This window comes from Streptomyces sp. NPDC041068 (assembly GCF_040647455.1).
In the GTDB taxonomy this organism is placed as follows: Bacteria; Actinomycetota; Actinomycetes; order Streptomycetales; family Streptomycetaceae; genus Streptomyces.
In genome coordinates this window covers 296205-315740 of the sequence record NZ_JBEZCG010000004.1, presented here as the reverse complement: position 1 = coordinate 315740, position 19536 = coordinate 296205, and the positions used below count along the sequence as shown (strand labels likewise).

Sequence of the window (19536 nt, the reverse complement as noted above, 5' to 3'; positions counted from 1 at the left end):
CTCAAAGCGCCCGGGACGCCCCCTTTCGGCGTTCCCCGATCCGACCCCGCCCCGTGATTCCTTCTTTTCTTCTCTGCTTTCGCGGTCGTTCACGTCAGGAGCCTGATATCAGGCTCGCGGGACGCAGATCCGTCCAGTTCTCCTCGACGTAGGCCAGGCAATCCGTCCGTGAACTCGCCTCTTGCGCGACGGTCCAGCCGGCGGGCACATCGAGCCACACTGGCCAGATCGAGTGCTGATTCTCGCCGTTCACGAGGACCAGATATTCCGCACCATCATCTTCAAAGGGATTACTGGCCATTTGCCTTAAACCCTCCAGAAATCCTAAAGAATCCCATTGCGTCCGCAGGGATCATCGCGCGGAGGATCTAATTCCATCAAGCAATTGTGATATTGATCACAGGTCACAAAGGGCTGAGAGGGTGCGTTTTGACAGAATTCTGCTGATGGTCAAATCCAGCCATCTGATGGAGGCCCTCTTGACCGCCCGCCGCACCACGGGGTCTGCGCTTTGCAATTTGCCGATCCCCGTCAAGCGGTGTTCTCGCGCCTACGCCGAGGCCCGCCTCTTGGCCGTGGTCTTCTTCGCGGTGGCGGTCTTCTTCTGCGTCGCCGTCTTCTTGGCGGCCGTCTTGCGGGCCGTCGTCTTCGCGGTCGACTTCTTGGCGGGGGCGGCCTTCTTCTTCGCCGACGCCGAGGTCGACGTCGACTTCTTGCCACCCACTTGCTTGGGCGTCGCGGGCGAAGACGTGCGCGGGGAGGTCGACTTGGCGGACGACTTGGCGGGCGACTTGGACGCCGCCGCCTTCTTGGCGCGCCCGCCGCGGCCCTTGAGAGGGGTCACTTCGGCCACGTCGCCGTCCCCGGCGTCCTCGCCGCGCGCCGTGCGGGCCGCGCGGACGCTGTTCTCCAGGGCGGCCATCAGGTCGATGACCTTGCCGCCGCCCGACTCGGCGGCCGGGGCCTGCTCCGCGGGGGCCGTGCCCCCGGCCTTGGCGGCGATCATCTCCTCGACCGCCTCGCGGTAGTCGTCGTGGAGCGTGGAGATGTCGACCTCGCCCAGGGTGTCCATCAGGGCGTCCGCCAGGTCGAGTTCGGCGTCGCGCACGGTGACGTGGGAGTCCGGGGCCACCCCCTCGGGCTCGCGGATCTCGTCCGGCCACAGCAGGCCGTGCATGGCGATCACGTCGTCGACCACCCGCAGCATGCCGAGCCGCTCCTTGCCGCGCAGCGCGAACTTGGCGATGGCCACCTTCTTGCTCCGCTTGAGCGCCTCGCGCAGCAGCGTGTACGGCTTGGCGGCGGGGACGCCGTTCGCCGAGAGGTAGTACGCGGTGTCCATCTGGAGCGGATCGATGCGGTCCGCGGGGACGAAGGAGACGATCTCGATCGTCCTCGCGGTCGGGATCGGCAGCGCGGCCAGGTCCTCGTCCGTGATCGGGATGATCGAGCCGTCGGCGTCCTCGTACCCCTTGCCGATCTCCGCCGACGTCACCTCGCGGTCCTCCAGCTCGCACACCTTGCGGTACCGGATGCGGCCGCCGTCCTCCGTGTGGATCTGACGGAAGGAGATCGAGTGGTTCTCGGTGGCGTTCACGAGCTTGATCGGGATGCTGACCAGGCCGAAGGAGATCGCACCGTTCCATATGGATCGCACGTCCGGCACCTCTCGCTGGGATGGGGGGGGCGGTCGGTTTGTACCGGTTTATGGGACTCTCATCGTATGACGCCGATCACAGAGGTGGAGGGGCGGCGGCTCGCGCTCAGCAATCTGGAGAAGGTCCTGTATCCGGCGAGCGGCTTCACCAAGGGCGAGCTGCTGCACTACTACGCGAGCACCGCGGGCGCCCTCCTGCCGCACCTGAGCGACCGGCCCGTCTCCTTCCTGCGCTACCCCGACGGCCCCGACGGCCAGCGCTTCTTCACCAAGAACGTGCCGCCGGGGACCCCCGAGTGGGTGCGCACCGCCGAGGTGCCCCGCTCCGACAAGACCGCGCGCCAGATCCTCGTACAGGACCTGCCCAGCCTGATGTGGGCGGCCAACCTGGTCACCGAGTTCCATACGCCGCAGTGGCGGGCGGACGCCCCGAAGTACGCCGACCGGCTGGTGCTCGACCTCGACCCCGGCCCTCCGGCCACCGTCGTGGAGTGCTGCCGGGCGGCGCTCCACCTGCGGGAACGGATGACGGCCGACGGTCTCCACGCGTACGCCAAGACATCGGGAAGCAAGGGGCTGCATCTGCTCGTCCCGCTGGAGCCGACGCCCTGCGAACGGGTTACCGGGTACGCCAAGGAGCTGGCCGTCGAGGCCGAGCGCGAGCTGCCCGCCCTCGTCGTGCACCGCATGACGCGCAGCCTGCGCCCCGGCAAGGTCTTCGTCGACTTCAGCCAGAACGCCGCCGCGAAGACCACCGCGACGCCCTACACCCTGCGGGCCCGCCCCGAACCGACCGTCTCCACCCCGGTGACATGGGAGGAGATCGAGGACTGCGCCGACCCCGGGCAGCTGGTGTTCACGGCCGACGACATCGCACCCCGGCTGCGGCGCCACGGCGATCTGCTCGCCCCCCTCTTCGACCCGGACCTGGCGCGGCCCCTGCCCGCCAGAGCCGCACGGTGAGCCTGCCCCGGCCGGTGCGGGTCGCCCTCGCCGAGGCCGTGAGCGCGCTGCCGGAGGGGGACGGCTGGGCCTACGAGCCCAAGTTCGACGGGCACCGCATGGTCGTCCTGCGCGACGGCGAGGGGCGGGTGACCCTCCAAGCCCGCTCCGGGCGGTTGGTCACCGCCGCCTTCCCCGACCTCGCGGCGGCCGCGGCCGCGCTGCCCGAGGGCACGGTCCTGGACGGCGAGGTCGTGGTGTGGACCGGCGGGCGCATCGACTTCGCGGCAGTGCAGCGGCGGGCCGCGGCCACCCGCACGCATGCCGCCGCCCTCGCGCGGACCCTGCCCGCTTCGTACGCCGCCTTCGACCTGCTCGCGCAGGGCGGCACCGACCGCCGCGCCCTGCCCTACGGGGAGCGCCGCGCACGCCTCGTGGAGCTGCTCGCCCCCTTGGGCCCGCCCCTGCAGCCGGTCCCGTCGACGACCGACCGCGACACCGCCCTGACCTGGTACGAAACGCTGTCCGCGACCGGCGTCGAGGGCCTGGTGATCAAGCGGCTCGACGGGGCGTACCGGGGCGGCACGCGCGCGTGGCTGAAGCTGCGGCACAGCGACACCCGGGACGCGGTGGTGATCGGCTGCACCGGGAATCCGGCACGCCCTCAAGCCCTGGTCCTCGTCCTGCCCGGTGACGGCACCCCGGTGGTGTCGTCACCACTCTCCCCCGCGGTGCGGTCGGCCGCGGCGCAGGCGCTGCCGCGGGCGGTGGGCGAGGGCGTCGCGACGGCGATCGGCATCGGCGAGGTCACGTACGCGGCGCTGCCGACGGAGCCGGTGGTCCTCGTCGAGGTGCGGCAGAACACCACGCGGCACGCGACGGCGGTCGTGGTGCGCTTCCGGTAGTCCCCCGTAGCCGTACGCACACTGTGACCGGCATCACCATTAATCAAGTTTGACTAGCCGGGGTTCGCGGCATACCTTCTCTGTCAGTAGTCAAAGTTGATTAAACGCAGAGGAGACCGCGTGACCTTCCTTCCCGAGACCGGATACGTCCCGACCGACGAGGACCGCGCGAGCCTGGACGCCTGGTTCGCCGCGTACGACGCGCACAGCGCGAAGCGCGACGTCGAGCGCATGGCCGACCTGGCCGTCTTCCCGCTCAACCTGGTCAGCGACGACTCCGCGGGCGACGGGCGGGCGGCGCAGTGGGACCGTGAGCAGTTCGTGGCGACCATGACGCACGTGATGGGCGACGGGAGCGAGGACATCACCTTCGAGTCCACGCGCACACCCGTCTTCCTGTCCCCCGCGATGGCCGTCGTCTTCACCGACTCGGTGATGACGGCGAACGGCGAGACGCAGCAGCTGCGCTACGCCGACATCCTGATCAGGCGCGGTGGATCCTGGGCCTTCCAGACCATGATCCAGGGCGGCTGGGGGGACAACCTGTAGTCAGACCCGCCGCCAGGTGTGGCGGTCCCTGGCCAGTGCGTGCAGGGCCTCCACATCGGCCGGTTTCAGTACCCCGCCGAGGCGGGCGAGAGCCGGCAGATCGCCCTCGCGCAGCACCCTCACGTCGCGCGGGGGCGCCGCCACGTCCAGGTCCGCGACGCCCGATCCGGCGAGCACGAGGACGGGGCGGACCTCCGCCGTCAGCGCGAAGGAGGCACGGCCCGCGTCCGAGCGGATCGTGCGCAGCAGGGGCACGGGCTCGCCGCGGCCGACCGTGACCATCGGGTCGGCGATGCGCACCCGCTGCTTGCGGACGGCGAGGGTGCCCACGCAGAACAGGCCACCGGGACCGATCAGCAGGTGGTGGATGCGGGCGCCGCCGGGCAGCGGCACGGAGTGCAGCACGCGCCAGCCCCCGGCTTCGAGCCCGTCAAGGGCGTCACCGACCGTCTCCTCGGCGGCGAGCGCCCGGTGCCGGGGGTCGGCGCGCAGCCTGCGGGCGGGCACGGGGTCGCGTTCGAGGGCGATCCGCAGGGCCTCGCCGGGGCGGTTCGGGGCGAGGTCGTCGTCCGGGTGGAGCGCCATGCGGGCCAGCTCGACCGGGGTGGGGACCGCCGGCGGGCCCACCGTGACCTGGCCGGTCAGGAAGGGCGCGAGGACATCGAGGACGTCCGACTCGCGCTCCTCGCTGAGCAGATTGACGCGGGACGCGTCGCGGTCGTACCAAGCCACGTTCCTGCCGTCCGTGAGGCACACGTACAACCGCTCCTGCCCGTGCCGCCAGGTCGGTACGACGCGCAGTCCACTCATGCCGCATCACCCCCCGACCATGGGAACAGCCCTCCCGCTCCCGGGGCAAGAACCCGGTCGCGGCGGAAGGAAGTCGGGGCGTCTTTGCGCCGAGTTCACCCCGTCCGGGAATGAAGTCCCCCCGGTCCCGTAACGGCACTGCCTGCGCAGCTATGGCGCGCTGTTACATAGCCGCCGAATCGCCGCAATAGCGGACATCTAACTTCGTAGCTGTCCACCCGATCGCACCGGAGCGACCAGCCGACCGACGTTAAGGAACCTCCCGTGAGCACCAACCGCCGCCACACCGTCCTCCGTACCGCCGCCGTCTCCACCCTCGTCGGCGGGGCGCTGCTCATACCGGCCGCGGGCGCCTTCGCCGACTCGCCGGCGCCCGAGCCGACCGCGTCGCAGAGCCAGACCCCGGCTCCGAACGAGAAGCCCACGGAGAAGCCGACGCAGAAGCCCGAGGCGGAGGTCTACGAGGTCACCCTCGGCAACGGCGCGAAGGCGAAGATCCAGAACCGCGGCGGTGCGTACGTCGCGACGATCATCGTGAACGGCAAGCAGATCGCCACCCTCTCCTCCACGCACTCCACGGTCACCCAGGGCGGTGTGCGCTACGAGCTGTACCCCTCCAACGGGCACATCGGCATCACGTACCTGAAGGGCAAGGGCGACAAGGACCAGAAGGTCACCCCCCAGCCGAAGAACGACCAGAAGCAGCAGCACCGCACCGGCGACAAGACCGTCACCCCCAAGGGCGGCGTCAAGGCGGGCGCCGAGGGCGTGCGCACCGCGGGCGACCCGGCGTTCCTGGTGGCCGGCGGCGGCATGGCTGCGGCCGGTGCCGCGGGTCTCGGCTTCGCGATGCTGCGCCGCGGCCGCACGGACGCCTGACGCTCCTGGGGTCCGCCCCCCCCCGGACCCCGCTCCTCAAATGCCGGAGGGGCTGATGTCCAGCCCCCCTCTCCCCTCAGGAGTCCCTGTGAGCACCCCCACCGACTTCGAGCCCGCCTCCGCCGAGACCCCCGCCCGGCAGCGTCGCCACACCACGCGCCTCGCGGCCTCCGCGGCCCTGATCGCGACCCTCGGCATCGGCCTGATCGCCTGCGGCCAGGGCGGCAGGAACGGCGACCCCGCGCCCGACGTGAAGGTGAACAACGCCGCCACCACGCAGGCCAAGCAGGCCGTCGCCCCGCTGAAGGCGGCCAAGCCGACCGGCCTGCGGATCCCCTCCGCGGGCGTCGACGCGAAGTCGATGCTCGACCTGAGCGTCGGCACGGACCAGGAGCTCCAGGTGCCGCCGGTCGACAAGGCGGACGAGCCCGGCTGGTGGACCGGCGGGGTCACGCCCGGCGAGAAGGGCCCCGCCGTGATCGTCGCGCACTACGACACCGCGAACGGCCCCGCGCTGATGAAGAACGTCGCGAAGGTCGAGGTCGGCGACACCATCGAGGTCCCGCGCGCGGACGGCAGCACGGCGACGTTCAAGGTCCGGGAGATCCAGCAGGTCGACAAGAAGGACTTCCCCACCAATAAGGTGTACGGGGCGACCGACCGACCCGAACTGCGCCTGCTGACCTGCGGCGGGCCGATCGTGGGCGGTCACCGCTCGGACAACATCATTCTCTACGCCGACCTGGTGTCGTAACAACAGGCCTGGTGACACGACAGGCCGCACCCCGCGGCAGGCAGGAGTGCAGTGAACCGCAGCCGGCTCGCGCTCGCCGCCGCCTTCACCGTGACCGCCGCGCTCCTGGCCGGCGGCTGCGGCGATCCCGGCGGGCTGCGGAGCGCCGGTGCGACACCGACCGCCGAGGGGCCGACCCACCTCTGGCCCGACCTGCCGCCACCGTCCGCGCCCGCCGAGGACTACGGCGCCATAGAGAGCGTGAAGGTCAAGGGCGTGAAGGTGCCTGGCGGCGATCTGCACAAGGTGAACCCGGTCGACGTGGTCCGCGCGGACTTCGACGAGAACCCGGGGACGTACGAACCCTCCGACTCCGCGTACAAGGAGACCGTCGAGCGGCTCAAGGACTGCGCCGCCGAGGACTCCGGCACGAAGGAGAAGTGCCCGGTCCTCAAGGCGTACTACCGCGATCTGACCGGCGACGGCAAGGACGACCTGATCGTCGGCGTCTCCACCCCGGACGACAACCTCGACATCCGCGTCTACGCCGAGGAGGGGCGGCAGTTGACGCAGATCATGGAGATGAGCGACGCCGTGCTCGGCGTCGAGCTCGCCGGCCGTGACCTGATCATCCGCGCCGTCTCCAGCCTGCCGGGGTACGAGTACCACACGGTGTGGTCCTGGGACTCGCACCAGAAGGCGATGCTGCCGACCAGCGACGAGATCGTTCGCTCCAAGAACGCGCCTCGCCCGAAGTCACCGCGGCCCTCTCCCGCGAGGCCCTCGGAAAGCGCCTCCTCCGGGGACGAACGATGAGCCACCGGCAGCCGCGCGGGCCGCGGCTTCCCGCCTGGACGGCGACGCTCACCTGGAAGGCCGCCGTCTTCATCACCGTCATGTGCTGTGCGCTCGCCGCGCTGCTCGGCGCGCTCGTGCACGTCTCGGTGACCAACCAGACCGTGGGCCAGGCCCGCGAGCGCGCCCTCGTCCACCTCAAGGAGGTCACCGAGCGGTACGAGGCGGGCGACCGGCTCGGCCCCGGCGCGGGTGTCGATCCGCCGGGCCTGCCGCAGAGCCTGCGGGACCTCGCGGTGAGCGGGCAGCGCGCCACGATGGTCGCCTCGCACGAGTCCCGGCCGACGATGTGGGCCGCCGGGCCCGCCGACGGGGGCCGGGCCATCGCCGTCCAGGTCGACTACGCACAGGGCGCCCGCACCATCGACGGGCTCGACCGCGCGATCCTCGGCTCCTCGGTGCTCGCGATCGGCGCGACGCTGCTCGTCGGCGCGTTCGCCGTGACGCGCGTGACCCGGCGCCTCCATCAGACGGCGCAGGTCGCGCGAAGGATCAGCGCGGGCGACCTGGACGCCCGCGTCAACGACCCGCACTCCGGGCCGCAGGCCGAGGGCCCCGTACGGCACCAGGACGAGGTGGCGGCGGTCGCGGGCGCCCTGGACACGATGGCGTCCTCGCTGCAGGGCAAGCTCCTGAGCGAGCAGCGGTTCACCGCGGACGTGGCGCACGAGCTGCGCACCCCGCTGACCGGCCTGCACGCGGCGGCCGAGCTGCTGCCGCCGGGCCGGCCGACCGAACTGGTGCGGGACCGGGTCGCGGCGCTGCGCACGCTCACCGAGGACCTCCTGGAGATCTCCCGACTCGACGCGAAGAGCGAGCGGGTGGACCTCGACGCCCATCACCTCGCTCCACTGGCGGAGCGGGTGGTGCGTTCTTCCGGGGCGGGGACAGAGCTGGTCGTCGCGCGTGATGTGTGCGTGGAGACCGATCGGCGGCGCCTGGAGCGGGTGCTCGGGAATCTTGTGGCCAACGCGCACAAGCACGGGCGGGCGCCGGTGCTCGTGACCGTCGACGGGCCCGTGGTCACCGTGCGGGACCACGGTGACGGCTATCCGGATTACCTGGTGGAGCACGGGCCGCAGCGGTTCCGTACGGAGGGCACGACCAAGGGGCATGGTCTTGGGCTGACGATCGCCCTTGGGCAGGCGGCGGTTCTCGGGGCGCGGCTCACGTTTGCCAACGCGGAGGACGGTGGGGCGGTGGCCACGTTGCGGCTTCCCTTCGGGGATGGAGCGGAGGACGGGGGCGAGCCGGGCTAGGAGCCCTGTCGTCTGCGGGTTCGTCGTGGCTTGTCGCGCAGTTCCCCGCGCCCCTGACGGGGCGCACCCCGGCAGCGGAATGTGTGCCTTTGCGTGCACCCTGTGCCCCTTTTAGGGTGAATCGCGGCTTACCTACCGCCGCAGCATCCCTTCCCCGAGGAGGCCCCATGTCCCTGCGGACCGCCACCACCCGGCTCGGCATAGTCGCCGCCGGCGGCGCCCTCACCGCTCTCGCCGCCGCCGGTCCCGCCCTCGCCCTGGACGACGCCAACAACCACCCGCCCGTCTACAAGGGCCGCGTCACCGCCAAGACCGGACTCCTGCTCCGCGACGCCCCCACCCGCGGCAGCAAGGTGATCCGCACCGAGCCCTACGGCAAGGTCGTCACCATCTTCTGCAAGACGACCGGCGACCACGTGGGCCGCAACAACCTCTGGTACCTGCTCACCGACGGCACCTGGGCCTGGGGCGCCGCGCACTACATCGCCAACATCGGGCAGGCACCGCGCTGGTGCTGACAGCGGCGCCGGCAACCCCATCAGCCGACATAGTCGACATAAGCGGACTTTAGGGCCGGTTGCTTGCTACGTTCCCGGCATGACCGGAACAAGCACGGGCTCCGCACCCCCCGCGGTCCCCGCCGTCCGCGTCCCCAAGCGCCGTGGCACCGAGCTCACCCTGCTCGTCGTCGCCGTCCTCCTCTCCGTGTACGGCTACTGCGACGTCGGCCTCGCCAAGAACGGCACCGTCCCGCCCGGCGCCGCCGGTTACGGCGCCGGGCTCGGTGTGCTCGCCCTCGTCGCGCACCTCGTCGTCCGCTTCCGCGCCCCTTACGCCGATCCGCTGCTGCTGCCCATCGCGGTGCTCCTCAACGGCCTCGGGCTCGTGCTCATCTACCGGCTCGACCTGGAGACCCCGAACGACGAGGCCGCGCCCACCCAGCTGATCTGGTCGACCATCGGCGTGGGCCTGTTCATCGCCGTCGCCCTCTTCCTGCGCGACCACCGCGTGCTGCAGCGCTACGCCTATCTCTCCGTCGTCACCGCGCTGGTCCTGATGATCGTGCCGATCTTCTTCCCCGCGGTGAACGGCGCCCGGATCTGGATCAGGATCGGCGGATTCTCCATCCAGCCCGGCGAGTTCGCCAAGATCCTGCTCGCGGTCTTCTTCGCCAGCTATCTCGCGGCCAACCGCAACGCCCTCGCCTACACCGGCCGCACCCTGTGGAAGTTCAAGCGGCTGCAGTTGCCCACCGGGCGCGTGCTCGGGCCCATCGTCGCCATCTGGCTGCTGAGCGTGGGGGTGCTCGTCCTCGAACGCGACCTCGGCACCTCGCTGCTCTTCTTCGGGCTCTTCGTGATCCTGCTGTACGTCGCCACGGGCCGCACCGGCTGGATCGCGGTCGGCCTGCTGCTCGCCGGGCTCGGCGCGTTCGCGGTCGGCTCCCTCGAACCGCATGTCCACAGCCGGGTCGAGGACTGGCTGCATCCGTTCGCGTCCATCGACGCGGGGCAGGGGCCCAACCAACTCGCCCAGTCCCTCTTCGCGTTCGCGGCCGGGGGGATGCTCGGCACCGGGCTCGGGCTCGGGCACTCCATCCTCATCGGCTTCGCCGCGAAGTCCGACTTCATCCTGGCGACCGCGGGCGAGGAGCTGGGCCTCACCGGACTCTGTGCGATCTTCCTGCTCTACGCCCTGCTCGTGGAGCGCGGCTACCGGGCCGGGCTCGCGCTTCGCGACCCGTTCGGGCGGCTGCTCGCGATCGGGCTCGCGTCGATCGTCGCCCTGCAGGTCTTCGTGATCGCCGGCGGAGTCATGGGGCTCATCCCGCTGACCGGCATGGCGATGCCGTTCCTCGCGCAGGGCGGCTCGTCCGTCGTCACCAACTGGATCATCGTGGCGCTGCTGATCCGGGTCAGCGACTCCGCCCGCAGCCAGCCGGGGCCGATCGAGGAGGTCGTCACGTGACGCGGCACATCCGGCACGCCGCCGCCTTCTGCGCGCTGCTGCTCATCGCCCTGCTCGTCAACGCCACCCGCGTGCAGGTCGTCGAGTCCGAGTCCCTCGACGACAACCCCGCCAACCGCCGGGGCGCCATCGTCCGCTTCGACCAGCCGCGCGGCGACATCATGGTCGACGGCCGCGCGGTCACCGGCTCCAAGGACACCGGCGAGCAGCTCCGCTATGAACGGACGTACAAGAACGGGCCGTTGTACGCCCCCGTGACCGGCTTCGCCTCGCAGGTGTACGGCACGACCTTCCTGGAGAACGCCGAGGACGACATCCTCTCCGGCACCGACCCGATGCTCGCCCCGCTCCCCCTGTGGAACGACATCACGCGCGCGCAGAACCCCGGCGGCAAGGTCGAGACCACCATCAAGGCGGCGGTGCAGCAGGCCGCGTACACGGGACTCGGCGGCAAGAAGGGCGCGGTCGCCGCCGTCGAGCCGTCGACGGGCAAGATCCTCGCGCTGGTCAGCACGCCCTCGTACGACCCCGAGCGGCTCTCGGGTACCGGGCAGTCGGTCGCGGACGCCTGGTCCGAGCTCAACGACAGCTCCACCAAGCCGATGCTGAACCGCGCGATCCGCCAGACCTATCCGCCCGGTTCGACGTTCAAGGTGGTCACGGCCGCCGCGGCGCTCGACAAGGGCGTGGTGACGGACATCGACGCGGCGACCAAGTCCCCCAATCCGTACACGCTCCCCGGCACCACCACGCAGCTGACCAACGAGGTGGACGGCTGCACCAACGCGACCCTGCGCTACGCCTTCGAGTGGTCCTGCAACACGGTCTTCGCCAAGCTCGGCGTCGACACGGGCCTCGGCTCGATGGTGGGCACGGCGAAGAACTTCGGCTTCAACGACGACGGCCTGAGGATTCCCTCGTCCGTCTCCCCCAGCAACTTCGACACGTCCATGGACGACGCGCAGCTCGCGCTCTCCTCCATCGGGCAGTACGACACCCGGACGACCCCGCTGCAGATGGCGATGGTCTCGGCGGCCGTCGCGAACGGCGGCTCGGTCAAGTCGCCCTATCTGGTGGACAGGACGACCACGGACGACGGCGACGTGGTCGACACCACCGGGTCCAAGTCCCTGCACCAGGCGATGAATCCGGGCACGGCGGTGCAGCTGCGCGAGATGATGACGGACGTCGTCGAGGAGGGCACGGGCACGAACGCGGCGATCCCCGGCGTGACGGTGGGCGGCAAGACGGGCACCGCCCAGCACGGCATCGACAACTCCGGTACGCCGTACGCCTGGTTCATCTCCTGGGCGCAGGCCGACGGCGACCCGGAGCCCTCGGTGGCGGTCGCCGTGGTGGTCGAGGACGCCTCGGCCGACCGGGGCGACATCAGCGGCGGCGGCAGCGCGGCGCCGATCGCGAAGTCCGTGATGGAGGCGGCGATCAGCGCCGGTTGACCCCGTGCGCAGGACCCGGCTCGGCGGGCCGGACCCGGATCAGCCGCCTGTCCCGGATCAGCGGCCTGTCCCGGATCAGCCCGCCCCGCCGGACGCGATGGCGTCCCGCACCTCCGCCACGCGCTCCTGTTCCTCGGCCGCGAAGCGCTCGGCGTCCAGCTTCTCGGCGATCTCCTCGTCCTGCGCCATGAGCTGGTCGAGATTGGCGTCTCCCATCTCGAAGACGCCCATGTCGACGTAGGCCTGCTGCAGGCGCTTGCCCCACAGGCCGATGTCCTTGACGCACGGGACGATGCGGGAGAACAGCAACTGCCGGAAGAGCGCGAGGAATTCGGACTGCTCGCTGCACTCCTCCGCCTGCGCCTTGGGGATGCCGAAGTTCTCCAGGACCTCGACGCCGCGCAGCCGGTCGCGCATCAAGTAGCAGCCCTCGATGACGAATTCCTCGCGTTCACGCAGCTCCGCGTCCGTGAGCTGCTTGTAGTAGTCGCGCAGGGCCATCCGCCCGAAGGCCACGTGCCGGGCCTCGTCCTGCATCACGTACGCGAGGATCTGCTTGGGCAGAGGCTTGTCTGTGGTGTCGCGGATCATGCCGAAGGCCGCGAGCGCGAGGCCCTCGATGAGGACCTGCATGCCGAGGTAGGGCATGTCCCAGCGGGAGTCGCGCAGCGTGTCGCCGAGGAGCGACTGGAGGTTGTCGTTGATCGGGTAGAGCATCCCGATCTTCTCGTGCAGAAAGCGGCCGTAGATCTCCGCGTGCCGCGCCTCGTCCATGGTCTGGGTCGCGGAGTAGAACTTCGCGTCCAGGTCGGGGACGGACTCGACGATGCGGGCGGCACACACCATCGCCCCCTGCTCGCCGTGCAGGAACTGGCTGAACTGCCAGGAGGCGTAGTGCTTGCGCAGCTCCCCCTTGTCCTTCTCGGTCATCTTCGCCCAGTGCGGCGTGCCGTAGAGCGACATCGACTCGTCGGGGGTGCCGAGGGGGTCGAGCGGGTCGACCTCCAGGTCCCAGTCGATGCGCTTGGCGCCGTCCCACTGCTTGTCCTTGCCCTTCTGGTACAGGGCGAGGAGGCGGTCGCGCCCTTCGTCGTACTCCCAGCTGAGGCGGGCCGAACTGGCCGACGGAACTTGCCAGTTGGGCTCTCCGGGGGGACTGGTGTAAAGCTCATGCGTCGACATGACGGCAGGCTCACACGTTGCTGGACAAGGGGTCAACAAGTCGTGCGCGAGGGATTGACGGCCTTGCTGACAGGCAGTCTCATAAGAGTTGACCGCCGGTAACCCGCGACAAGGCAGGGACAGTCATGACGACCGTGACGGAAGACCTCTCGACCGAAGGCCTGCGGGACGCGCTCGGACTGCTCAAGGACCGGGAGCAGGTGGCCCTGCGGCTTCTGGAGTCCTCCGCCAAGCACTCCTTCGACCCCGACAAGGAGCTCGACTGGGACGCCCCGGTCGAGGAGGGCAAGTGGTTCTGGCCGCCGGAGCTCGTCTCCCTCTACGACACCCCGATGTGGAAGCGGATGTCGCAGGAGCAGCGGTTCGACCTCGCCCGGCACGAAGCGGCTTCCCTCGCCTCGCTGGGCATCTGGTTCGAGATCATCCTGATGCAGCTCCTCGTACGCCACATCTACGACAAGTCCGTGACCAGCGCCCATGTGCGGTACGCGCTCACCGAGATCGCCGACGAGTGCCGGCACTCGATGATGTTCGCGCGGATGATCCAGAAGGGCGGGGCCCCCACGTACCCCGTCACGCGGCTCAACCACAACCTCGCCCGCGCCCTGAAGACGGTCTCCACGACCCCCGGCTCCTTCGCCTGCACGCTGCTCGGCGAGGAGATCCTCGACTGGATGCAGCGGCTCACCTTCCCGGACGAGCGCGTCCAGACGCTGGTGCGCGGCGTGACCCGCATCCATGTCGTCGAGGAGGCCCGCCATGTGCGGTACGCCCGCGAGGAGTTGCGGCGCCAGATGGTGACGGCGCCCGCCTGGGAGCGCCAGTTGACCCGCCTCAGCTGCGGTGAGGCAGCCCGCGTCTTCTCCATCGCCTTTGTGAACCCCGAGGTCTACACCGACGTCGGGCTCGATCGGCGGGAGGCCGTGGCGCAGGTGAAGGCCAGTGGGCACCGCAGGGAGGTCATGCAGACCGGGGCGAAGCGGCTCACCGACTTCTTGGACGACATCGGCGTGATGCGGGGGGTCGGGCGACGGCTTTGGAGGTCTTCGGGGTTGTTGGCCTAGCTCCTTTCCCTGCGGGCCGTATGTGGCTGGTCGCGCAGTTCCCCGCGCCCCTGAAGAGGCGCACCCCGGGTTACGCTGCGAGGCATGACCTCGCCTGCCACCACCCGCGCCTACCGCCGCCTCAGCGTCGAGGCGCGGCGGCGGCAGTTGCTCGACTCCGCGCTGACGCTCTTCGCGCACCGCGCGCCCGAGGAGGTCAATCTGGACGACGTCGCGGAGGCCGCCGGCGTCTCGCGGCCCCTCGTGTACCGCTACTTCCCCGGCGGGAAGCAGCAGCTGTACGAGGCCGCCCTGCGCTCCGCCGCCGACGAGCTGGAGCAGTGCTTCGCCGAGCCGCCGGACGGGCCGCTCACCCGGCGGCTCTCGCGCGCGCTCGACCGGTACCTGGCCTTCGTCGACGAGCACGACACGGGGTTCAGCGCGCTGCTCCAAGGCGGCAGCGTGGTGGAGACCTCGCGGACGACCGCCATCGTGGACGGGGTGCGCAGGGCCGCCGCCGAACACATCCTCAGCCACCTGGACGTGCCGGAGCCGGGGCCCCGGCTCCGCATGACCGTACGGATGTGGATCACGGCGGTCGAGGCGGCCTCGCTGATCTGGCTCGACGAGGACAAGCAGCCGCAGCTCGACGAGTTGCGGGACATGCTCGTGGAGCAGTTCATGGCGGTGCTCGTGGCGACCGCGGGGCGCGATCCGCAGACCGCGGACGTCGTGCGGTGGGCGCTGACCCTGGAGACGCCGGAGGGCCCCGTCGGCGATCTCGCGCGGCGCGTGCTGCCCGTGGTGAGCGACGCGGCGCATCTGCTGTGACGGCCGGTGTGACACTGGGGGCGTGAAGAGCGAAGACACCCCCTTTGTCGGCGGCCCCCTGGACGGCCGGGTGCTGCCGGTCCTGCTCGGGCCGACCGGGCACCCGCCGAAGGTGTACCGCGTGCCCGTGCCCGACGACGCGGGCGGCCCGCCGACCGTCCTGGTCTACCGCCGGGTGGCCGCGGAGACCGGCAGGCGGCTCTCCCTGAGCGCGAAGTGGCGGTACGAGTACGACGCGGAGGGGAACAAGGGCGGCGGCCTGAAGTGGCCCTGGTCGAAACCATCGGGCGGGGCACCGGCCCCGTAAGGGGCGCGGGGACCTGCGCGATCAGCCACGAACCATCCGCGGCGCACCACACACCCCGACAAGGCAGACGCAACCCTCCTCGCCGCGACGCCCCAGGACGAGTGACCTCATTGCGCCAACCGCCCACTGCCCGGAGGCGGGGCCCCCGCCCCGGCCGGATGCTCACGGTGCGCGGCGGAGGGCCCACCGCGCACCGGAGGTGATGAGGTGTCAGGAAGGCTGCTGCGGCACATCTGCACGGGAGCCGTGATCGGCTCCCTTCTCACGGCCGCCCCCTGGGCACAGGCACCCGCACAGGCCGCGCCCGGCCCCGGCGAACGCCCCGTCTCCGAGCTCCTCACCGACCTCCAACGCCTGTACCAGTCGGCGGAGGAGGCCACGGAGACCTACAACGCGACCGAGGAGAAGCTGAAGAAGCAGCGCGCGAAGGCGGCGGACCTCGGCAAGAAGCTGGCGAAGGCCCGCGCCTCGGTGCGTGACAGCCGGGGCGAGGCGGGCCGGTTCGCCCGGCAGCAGTACCAGGGCGCCTCCGAGCTCTCCCCCTACGTACGGCTGCTGCTCGCGCGCGACCCGCAGCACGCCGCCGACCAGGGCCATGTGATCCGGCGGGTGGCGGCGGGACGCGCCGCCACCGTGCAGCGGCTCGTCGGCGGCGAGAAGAAGGCCGACGAGCTGGCCGGGGCGGCGAAGAAGGCGCTGGATTCCCAAGTCGCCCTCGCAGCACGGCAGAAGAAGCAGCGGGACGAGGTGGACGGGCAGCTGAGGGAGGTCGAGGAGCTGCTCGCGTCGCTGAGCGTGGAGCAGCTGGCCGCGCTGCGGCAGGCGGAGGAGGCGGGCACGGCCGAGGCCCAGCGACAGTTCCTCGCGTCCGGCGCGCTCAGCGGCGGCCCGGCCTCGCGGGCACCGTCACGGCAGGGCGGCACGGCGCTCGACTTCGCGGTGCGGCAGATCGGGCGGCCGTATGTGTGGGGTGCCGAGGGCCCTGACGCGTACGACTGCTCGGGGCTCACCTCCGAGGCCTGGGCGCACGCGGGGCACGAGATCCCCCGCACCAGCCAGGAGCAGTGGGCCGAGCTGCCCCGCATCCCGCTGGCGGAGCTGCGCCCCGGCGACCTCGTCGTCTACTTCCCCAAGGCCACGCATGTGGCGATCTACCTGGGCGACGGCATGGTCGTCCAGGCGCCGCGGCCCGGGTCCCGCGTCAAGGTCTCCCCCATCGCGGCGAACCCGGTGCTCGGCGCGGTGCGGCCCGACCCCGGGGGCCGGGCCGTGCCGGGGTACGTGCCGCCGAAGCTGCCCGAGGGCGCCACCGACGGCAGCGACCTCGGGTTCGGCGGCGATCAGGCGCCGGGGGCCACGGACTCCAGGTAGGCGGCGGCCTTCTGAGGGTCGTAGAAGTAGTTCTCGAAGTCGGCGGGGTCGTTGAAGCCGTTCGCGAAACGATCCGCCACCGGCTGCGACTGGCCCGCCGCGCCGAGGATGTTCAGGACGTGCTCCGGAGGGGCGCCCAGCATCGCGTTCGTCCACTTGGTGACCCACTGCGCGGTGTCCCAGTAGCGGTCGAAGGCCGACTGCATCCACGCCTCGTCGAACGGCTTGTCGCCGTGCTCGACGATCGAGGAGATGTACGAAGCGGCGCACTTGGACGCCGAGTTGGAGCCCTGCCCGGTGATCGGGTCGTTCGCGACGACGACGTCGGCGACGCCGAGGACCAGACCGCCGCTGGGAAGACGGCCGATCGGCTTGCGCACGGTGGGGGCGTAACGCCCGGCCAACGTGCCGCCCGCGTCGGTCAGTTCGACCTTCGTGGCGCGCGCGTACTCCCAGGGGAGGAACTTCTCCAGGAGTTCGAGGGTCAGCGCCAGGTGCTCGCTCGGGTCCTTGATGCCCTGGAAGACGTCGAGGGGGCCGCCGGGGATGCCCTCCCAGAAGAGGATGTCCGCACGCCCCGACGTGGTGAGCGTCGGCATGACGAAGAGCTCGCCCACGCCGGGCACCAAGTTGCAGCGCACCGCGTCGAATTCGGGGTGCTCGGGGCGCGGGCCCAGGCCGTGCACGTACGCGACGGAGAGCGCGCGCTGCGGCTCGGCGTACGGTGAGCGGGACGCGTCGCGCTCGAACATCGAGACCAGTTCGCCCTTGCCCGCCGAGACGAGCACCAGGTCGTAGGTGCGCGAGAAGTAGTCGAGGTCGGAGACCGCCGCGCCGTGGATGACGAGCTGACCGCCGCGCTGCGCGAACGTCTCCATCCAGCCGGCCATCTTCACGCGCTGGTCGACGGACTGGGCGTACCCGTCGAGCTTGCCGACCCAGTCGATGACACGGGAGGAATCGGGGCCCGCGACCGAGACGCCGACGCCCTCGATCCTCGGGGCCTGCGACTCCCAGAAGTTGGCCTGGATGTCGCGCTCGTTCTGCAGCGCCGTGTGGAACATGCACTGCGTGGACATGACCCGGCCGGACCGGATCTCGTCCGCCGTGCGGTTGGACATCAGGGTGACCTCGTACCCCTGCGCCTGGAGTCCGAGGGCGATCTGGAGCCCGGACTGGCCGGCTCCGACGACAAGTATCTTCCGCATGGGGGCACTTCTCCTACGTACGTTCTGAAGGGCGGATGCCGTGGGGGGTGGCGTCGGCTACTCGGGGGTGACGTCCAGCGCGTGGCCGACCAGGGCGAGCAGCGACTCGATCGCCGAGATCCGCTGCCGCGCATCCATGATCAGCACGGGTATGTGCGGCGGCACCGTCAGGGCCTCGCGCACATCGGCGACCTCGAACTCCTCGCTGCCGTCGAAGTGGTTGACGGCCACGATGTACGGCAGTCCGCAGCTCTCGAAGTAGTCGAGCGCGGGGAAGCAGTCGGAGAGGCGGCGGGTGTCGGCGAGCACGACGGCGCCGATCGCGCCGCGCACCAGGTCGTCCCACATGAACCAGAAGCGCTGCTGGCCCGGCGTACCGAAGAGGTAGAGCACCAGGTCGTCGTCGAGCGTGATGCGGCCGAAGTCCATGGCGACCGTCGTGGTCGTCTTGTCCGGGGTCCCGCTCAGGTCGTCGGTGTCGGCGCTCGCCTGCGTCATCAGCGCCTCCGTCTGGAGGGGCGTGATCTCGGAGACGGCGGTCACCAGCGTCGTCTTGCCGACGCCGAAGCCGCCCGCCACCACGATCTTCGTGGCGATCGGGGCGCGCGACCTGTCCGTCTGCCAGGCCTGCAACTGACCCTCGTCCTCGAGGAGTTCAGAGACGGCGGAGTCCACTCAGCACCCTTTCCAGCAGTGCGCGGTCGGGCTGACCCGGGCCGTGGCCCGTTCCGTACACGCGGATCTTTCCCTGGTCGGCGAGGTCGCTGAGCAGTACGCGGACCACGCCGAGCGGCATCTTGAGGAGCGCGGCGATCTCGGCGACCGTACGCATGCGGCGGCAGATCTCGACGATCGCCCGCATCTCGGGCATGACCTTCGCGAGGGAGCCCTTGGGCAGTTCGCGCCGCTCCTCGGGCGCCTCCAACGCGGCCACGAAGGTCTCGACCAGCAGGACGTGGCCGAACCTGGTCCGTCCGCCGGTCAGCGAATAGGGGCGCACACGGGCGGGTTTTCGGTCGCCGCCGCGCTGCGGCAGCTTCGGCGTCGTACGAGTGCTGCTGCTCATCGGGCACTCTCCATCGACTTGCGCAGCTCGCTGCGGAGTTCGGGGGTGAGGACGTGTCCCGCGCGTCCGACGAAGAGCGCCATGTGGTAGGCGACGACGCTCATGTCGCAGTCCGGGGTGGCGTGCACGCCGAGGAGCGAGCCGTCACTGATCGACATGACGAAGAGGCTGCCCTCCTCCATCGCGACCACGGTCTGCTTGACGCCTCCGCCGTCCATCAGCTTGGCGGCGCCGATGGTGAGGGAGCCGAGCCCGGACACGATGGTGGCCAGGTCGGCGCTTGAGCCCTTGGGGCCCTTGGGGTTCGCCACGGGGCGCTCGGCGTTCCTGCCGGGGTCGGAGGAGAGCAGCAGGAGTCCGTCGGAGGAGACCACCGCGACGGAGAGGAGGCCGGGCACCTCCTCCACGAGGTTCGTCAACAGCCAGTGCAGGTTGCGGGCTTCGCTGCTCAGGCCGTACGCGGGGGGTGCGGCGTCTTGGGCGGGTGCGGCGGAAGAACTGGGCGTGCGCATGG

Annotated in this window: 22 protein-coding genes; 14 read left to right on the top strand and 8 right to left on the bottom strand. The window is 70.7% G+C overall.

Going from position 1 to position 19536, the window contains the following annotated elements; translation table 11 throughout:
- Positions 1–94: 94 nt before the first annotated feature.
- Together AB0B50_RS11375 and AB0B50_RS11370 are read right to left on the bottom strand one after the other, a co-directional pair.
- Complete coding sequence (locus AB0B50_RS11375) at positions 95–301, bottom strand: MbtH family protein (protein WP_362328764.1); 207 nt, start codon at positions 299–301, stop codon at positions 95–97.
- 249 nt (positions 302–550) lie between these two features.
- Complete coding sequence (locus tag AB0B50_RS11370; RefSeq protein WP_362328762.1) at positions 551–1657, bottom strand: Ku protein; 1107 nt, start codon at positions 1655–1657, stop codon at positions 551–553.
- Between the two features lie 66 nt (positions 1658–1723).
- Here AB0B50_RS11370 and ligD point away from each other — a divergent pair, with 66 nt between their 5' ends.
- The 3 genes from ligD to AB0B50_RS11355 all read left to right on the top strand — a co-directional run bounded on the left by ligD (position 1724) and on the right by AB0B50_RS11355 (position 4053).
- Entirely contained in the window at positions 1724–2620 is an 897-nt protein-coding gene (gene ligD, locus AB0B50_RS11365) for a non-homologous end-joining DNA ligase (RefSeq protein WP_362328760.1), read from the top strand.
- Positions 2617–3504 (top strand): RNA ligase family protein, encoded by an 888-nt coding sequence (locus AB0B50_RS11360; protein ID WP_362328758.1) that lies wholly within the window; start codon positions 2617–2619, stop codon positions 3502–3504. Before ligD ends, AB0B50_RS11360 begins: the two co-directional genes overlap by 4 nt.
- A 120-nt stretch (positions 3505–3624) precedes the next feature.
- Positions 3625–4053 carry a nuclear transport factor 2 family protein gene (locus AB0B50_RS11355; RefSeq protein WP_362328756.1) on the top strand — a complete coding sequence of 143 codons (429 nt, stop codon included), beginning with the start codon at positions 3625–3627 and terminating at the stop codon, positions 4051–4053.
- On the opposite strand, the gene AB0B50_RS11350 is transcribed toward AB0B50_RS11355, so the two are convergent.
- The gene (locus tag AB0B50_RS11350; protein ID WP_362328754.1) at positions 4054–4863 is read right to left on the bottom strand and encodes a nuclease-related domain-containing protein; all 810 of its coding nucleotides are present in this window, start codon (positions 4861–4863) and stop codon (positions 4054–4056) included.
- Positions 4864–5127: 264 nt separating this feature from the next.
- Here AB0B50_RS11350 and AB0B50_RS11345 point away from each other — a divergent pair, with 264 nt between their 5' ends.
- From AB0B50_RS11345 to AB0B50_RS11315, 7 genes are all read left to right on the top strand, one after another.
- Complete coding sequence (locus tag AB0B50_RS11345) at positions 5128–5742, top strand: hypothetical protein (protein ID WP_362328752.1); 615 nt, start codon at positions 5128–5130, stop codon at positions 5740–5742.
- Between the two features lie 88 nt (positions 5743–5830).
- Positions 5831–6496 carry a class F sortase gene (locus tag AB0B50_RS11340; protein ID WP_362328750.1) on the top strand — a complete coding sequence of 222 codons (666 nt, stop codon included), beginning with the start codon at positions 5831–5833 and terminating at the stop codon, positions 6494–6496.
- Positions 6497–6547: 51 nt separating this feature from the next.
- Positions 6548–7291 (top strand): hypothetical protein, encoded by a 744-nt coding sequence (locus AB0B50_RS11335; protein WP_362328748.1) that lies wholly within the window; start codon positions 6548–6550, stop codon positions 7289–7291.
- Positions 7288–8589 (top strand): ATP-binding protein, encoded by a 1302-nt coding sequence (locus AB0B50_RS11330; RefSeq protein ID WP_362328746.1) that lies wholly within the window; start codon positions 7288–7290, stop codon positions 8587–8589. Before AB0B50_RS11335 ends, AB0B50_RS11330 begins: the two co-directional genes overlap by 4 nt.
- A 167-nt stretch (positions 8590–8756) precedes the next feature.
- Complete coding sequence (locus AB0B50_RS11325; protein WP_362328744.1) at positions 8757–9107, top strand: SH3 domain-containing protein; 351 nt, start codon at positions 8757–8759, stop codon at positions 9105–9107.
- Between the two features lie 79 nt (positions 9108–9186).
- On the top strand, positions 9187–10557 hold the full coding sequence (locus AB0B50_RS11320) for an FtsW/RodA/SpoVE family cell cycle protein (protein WP_362328742.1): 1371 nt from the start codon (positions 9187–9189) through the stop codon (positions 10555–10557).
- A complete protein-coding gene (locus tag AB0B50_RS11315; RefSeq protein WP_362328740.1) occupies positions 10554–12014 on the top strand; it encodes a penicillin-binding transpeptidase domain-containing protein in 1461 nt (486 codons plus the stop codon). The genes AB0B50_RS11320 and AB0B50_RS11315 overlap by 4 nt, the downstream gene beginning before the upstream one ends.
- A gap of 75 nt (positions 12015–12089) precedes the next feature.
- On the opposite strand, the gene AB0B50_RS11310 is transcribed toward AB0B50_RS11315, so the two are convergent.
- The gene (locus AB0B50_RS11310; RefSeq protein WP_362328738.1) at positions 12090–13196 is read right to left on the bottom strand and encodes a ferritin-like domain-containing protein; all 1107 of its coding nucleotides are present in this window, start codon (positions 13194–13196) and stop codon (positions 12090–12092) included.
- Between the two features lie 125 nt (positions 13197–13321).
- Here AB0B50_RS11310 and AB0B50_RS11305 point away from each other — a divergent pair, with 125 nt between their 5' ends.
- The 4 genes from AB0B50_RS11305 (at position 13322) to AB0B50_RS11290 (ending at position 16748) form a co-directional block, all read left to right on the top strand.
- A complete protein-coding gene (locus tag AB0B50_RS11305; RefSeq protein WP_362328736.1) occupies positions 13322–14260 on the top strand; it encodes a diiron oxygenase in 939 nt (312 codons plus the stop codon).
- 84 nt (positions 14261–14344) lie between these two features.
- Positions 14345–15070 carry a TetR/AcrR family transcriptional regulator gene (locus tag AB0B50_RS11300; protein WP_362328734.1) on the top strand — a complete coding sequence of 242 codons (726 nt, stop codon included), beginning with the start codon at positions 14345–14347 and terminating at the stop codon, positions 15068–15070.
- 22 nt (positions 15071–15092) lie between these two features.
- Positions 15093–15377 (top strand): hypothetical protein, encoded by a 285-nt coding sequence (locus AB0B50_RS11295; RefSeq protein WP_362328732.1) that lies wholly within the window; start codon positions 15093–15095, stop codon positions 15375–15377.
- 207 nt (positions 15378–15584) lie between these two features.
- Positions 15585–16748, top strand: coding sequence for an NlpC/P60 family protein (locus AB0B50_RS11290; protein WP_362328730.1), 1164 nt, complete (start codon positions 15585–15587; stop codon positions 16746–16748).
- On the opposite strand, the gene AB0B50_RS11285 is transcribed toward AB0B50_RS11290, so the two are convergent.
- From AB0B50_RS11285 to AB0B50_RS11270, 4 genes are read right to left on the bottom strand one after another with little or no spacing between them, the layout of a single operon-like run.
- On the bottom strand, positions 16718–17956 hold the full coding sequence (locus AB0B50_RS11285) for a styrene monooxygenase/indole monooxygenase family protein (RefSeq protein WP_362328728.1): 1239 nt from the start codon (positions 17954–17956) through the stop codon (positions 16718–16720). The two genes, AB0B50_RS11290 and AB0B50_RS11285, sit on opposite strands and share 31 nt — an antisense overlap.
- 57 nt (positions 17957–18013) lie before the next feature.
- Positions 18014–18631: an ATP/GTP-binding protein gene (locus tag AB0B50_RS11280; protein ID WP_362328726.1), complete on the bottom strand. Its 618-nt coding sequence runs from the start codon at positions 18629–18631 to the stop codon at positions 18014–18016.
- Positions 18612–19022 carry a DUF742 domain-containing protein gene (locus AB0B50_RS11275; RefSeq protein WP_362328724.1) on the bottom strand — a complete coding sequence of 137 codons (411 nt, stop codon included), beginning with the start codon at positions 19020–19022 and terminating at the stop codon, positions 18612–18614. The genes AB0B50_RS11280 and AB0B50_RS11275 overlap by 20 nt, the downstream gene beginning before the upstream one ends.
- Positions 19019–19534, bottom strand: coding sequence for a roadblock/LC7 domain-containing protein (locus tag AB0B50_RS11270; protein WP_362328722.1), 516 nt, complete (start codon positions 19532–19534; stop codon positions 19019–19021). Before AB0B50_RS11270 ends, AB0B50_RS11275 begins: the two co-directional genes overlap by 4 nt.
- Between the last annotated feature and the right edge of the window lie 2 nt (positions 19535–19536).

What these genes read in the sequence shown, in the direction of transcription:
- AB0B50_RS11375 (WP_362328764.1), bottom strand. Translation starts at nt 301, where the DNA reads ATGGCCAGTAATCCCTTTGAAGATGATGGTGCGGAATATCTGGTCCTC.
- AB0B50_RS11320 (WP_362328742.1), top strand. Translation starts at nt 9,187, where the DNA reads ATGACCGGAACAAGCACGGGCTCCGCACCCCCCGCGGTCCCCGCCGTC.
- AB0B50_RS11270 (WP_362328722.1), bottom strand. Translation starts at nt 19,534, where the DNA reads ATGCGCACGCCCAGTTCTTCCGCCGCACCCGCCCAAGACGCCGCACCC.
- ligD (WP_362328760.1), top strand. Translation starts at nt 1,724, where the DNA reads ATGACGCCGATCACAGAGGTGGAGGGGCGGCGGCTCGCGCTCAGCAAT.
- AB0B50_RS11300 (WP_362328734.1), top strand. Translation starts at nt 14,345, where the DNA reads ATGACCTCGCCTGCCACCACCCGCGCCTACCGCCGCCTCAGCGTCGAG.
- AB0B50_RS11330 (WP_362328746.1), top strand. Translation starts at nt 7,288, where the DNA reads ATGAGCCACCGGCAGCCGCGCGGGCCGCGGCTTCCCGCCTGGACGGCG.
- AB0B50_RS11275 (WP_362328724.1), bottom strand. Translation starts at nt 19,022, where the DNA reads ATGAGCAGCAGCACTCGTACGACGCCGAAGCTGCCGCAGCGCGGCGGC.
- AB0B50_RS11305 (WP_362328736.1), top strand. Translation starts at nt 13,322, where the DNA reads ATGACGACCGTGACGGAAGACCTCTCGACCGAAGGCCTGCGGGACGCG.
- AB0B50_RS11285 (WP_362328728.1), bottom strand. Translation starts at nt 17,956, where the DNA reads ATGCGGAAGATACTTGTCGTCGGAGCCGGCCAGTCCGGGCTCCAGATC.
- AB0B50_RS11325 (WP_362328744.1), top strand. Translation starts at nt 8,757, where the DNA reads ATGTCCCTGCGGACCGCCACCACCCGGCTCGGCATAGTCGCCGCCGGC.
- AB0B50_RS11310 (WP_362328738.1), bottom strand. Translation starts at nt 13,196, where the DNA reads ATGTCGACGCATGAGCTTTACACCAGTCCCCCCGGAGAGCCCAACTGG.
- AB0B50_RS11350 (WP_362328754.1), bottom strand. Translation starts at nt 4,863, where the DNA reads ATGAGTGGACTGCGCGTCGTACCGACCTGGCGGCACGGGCAGGAGCGG.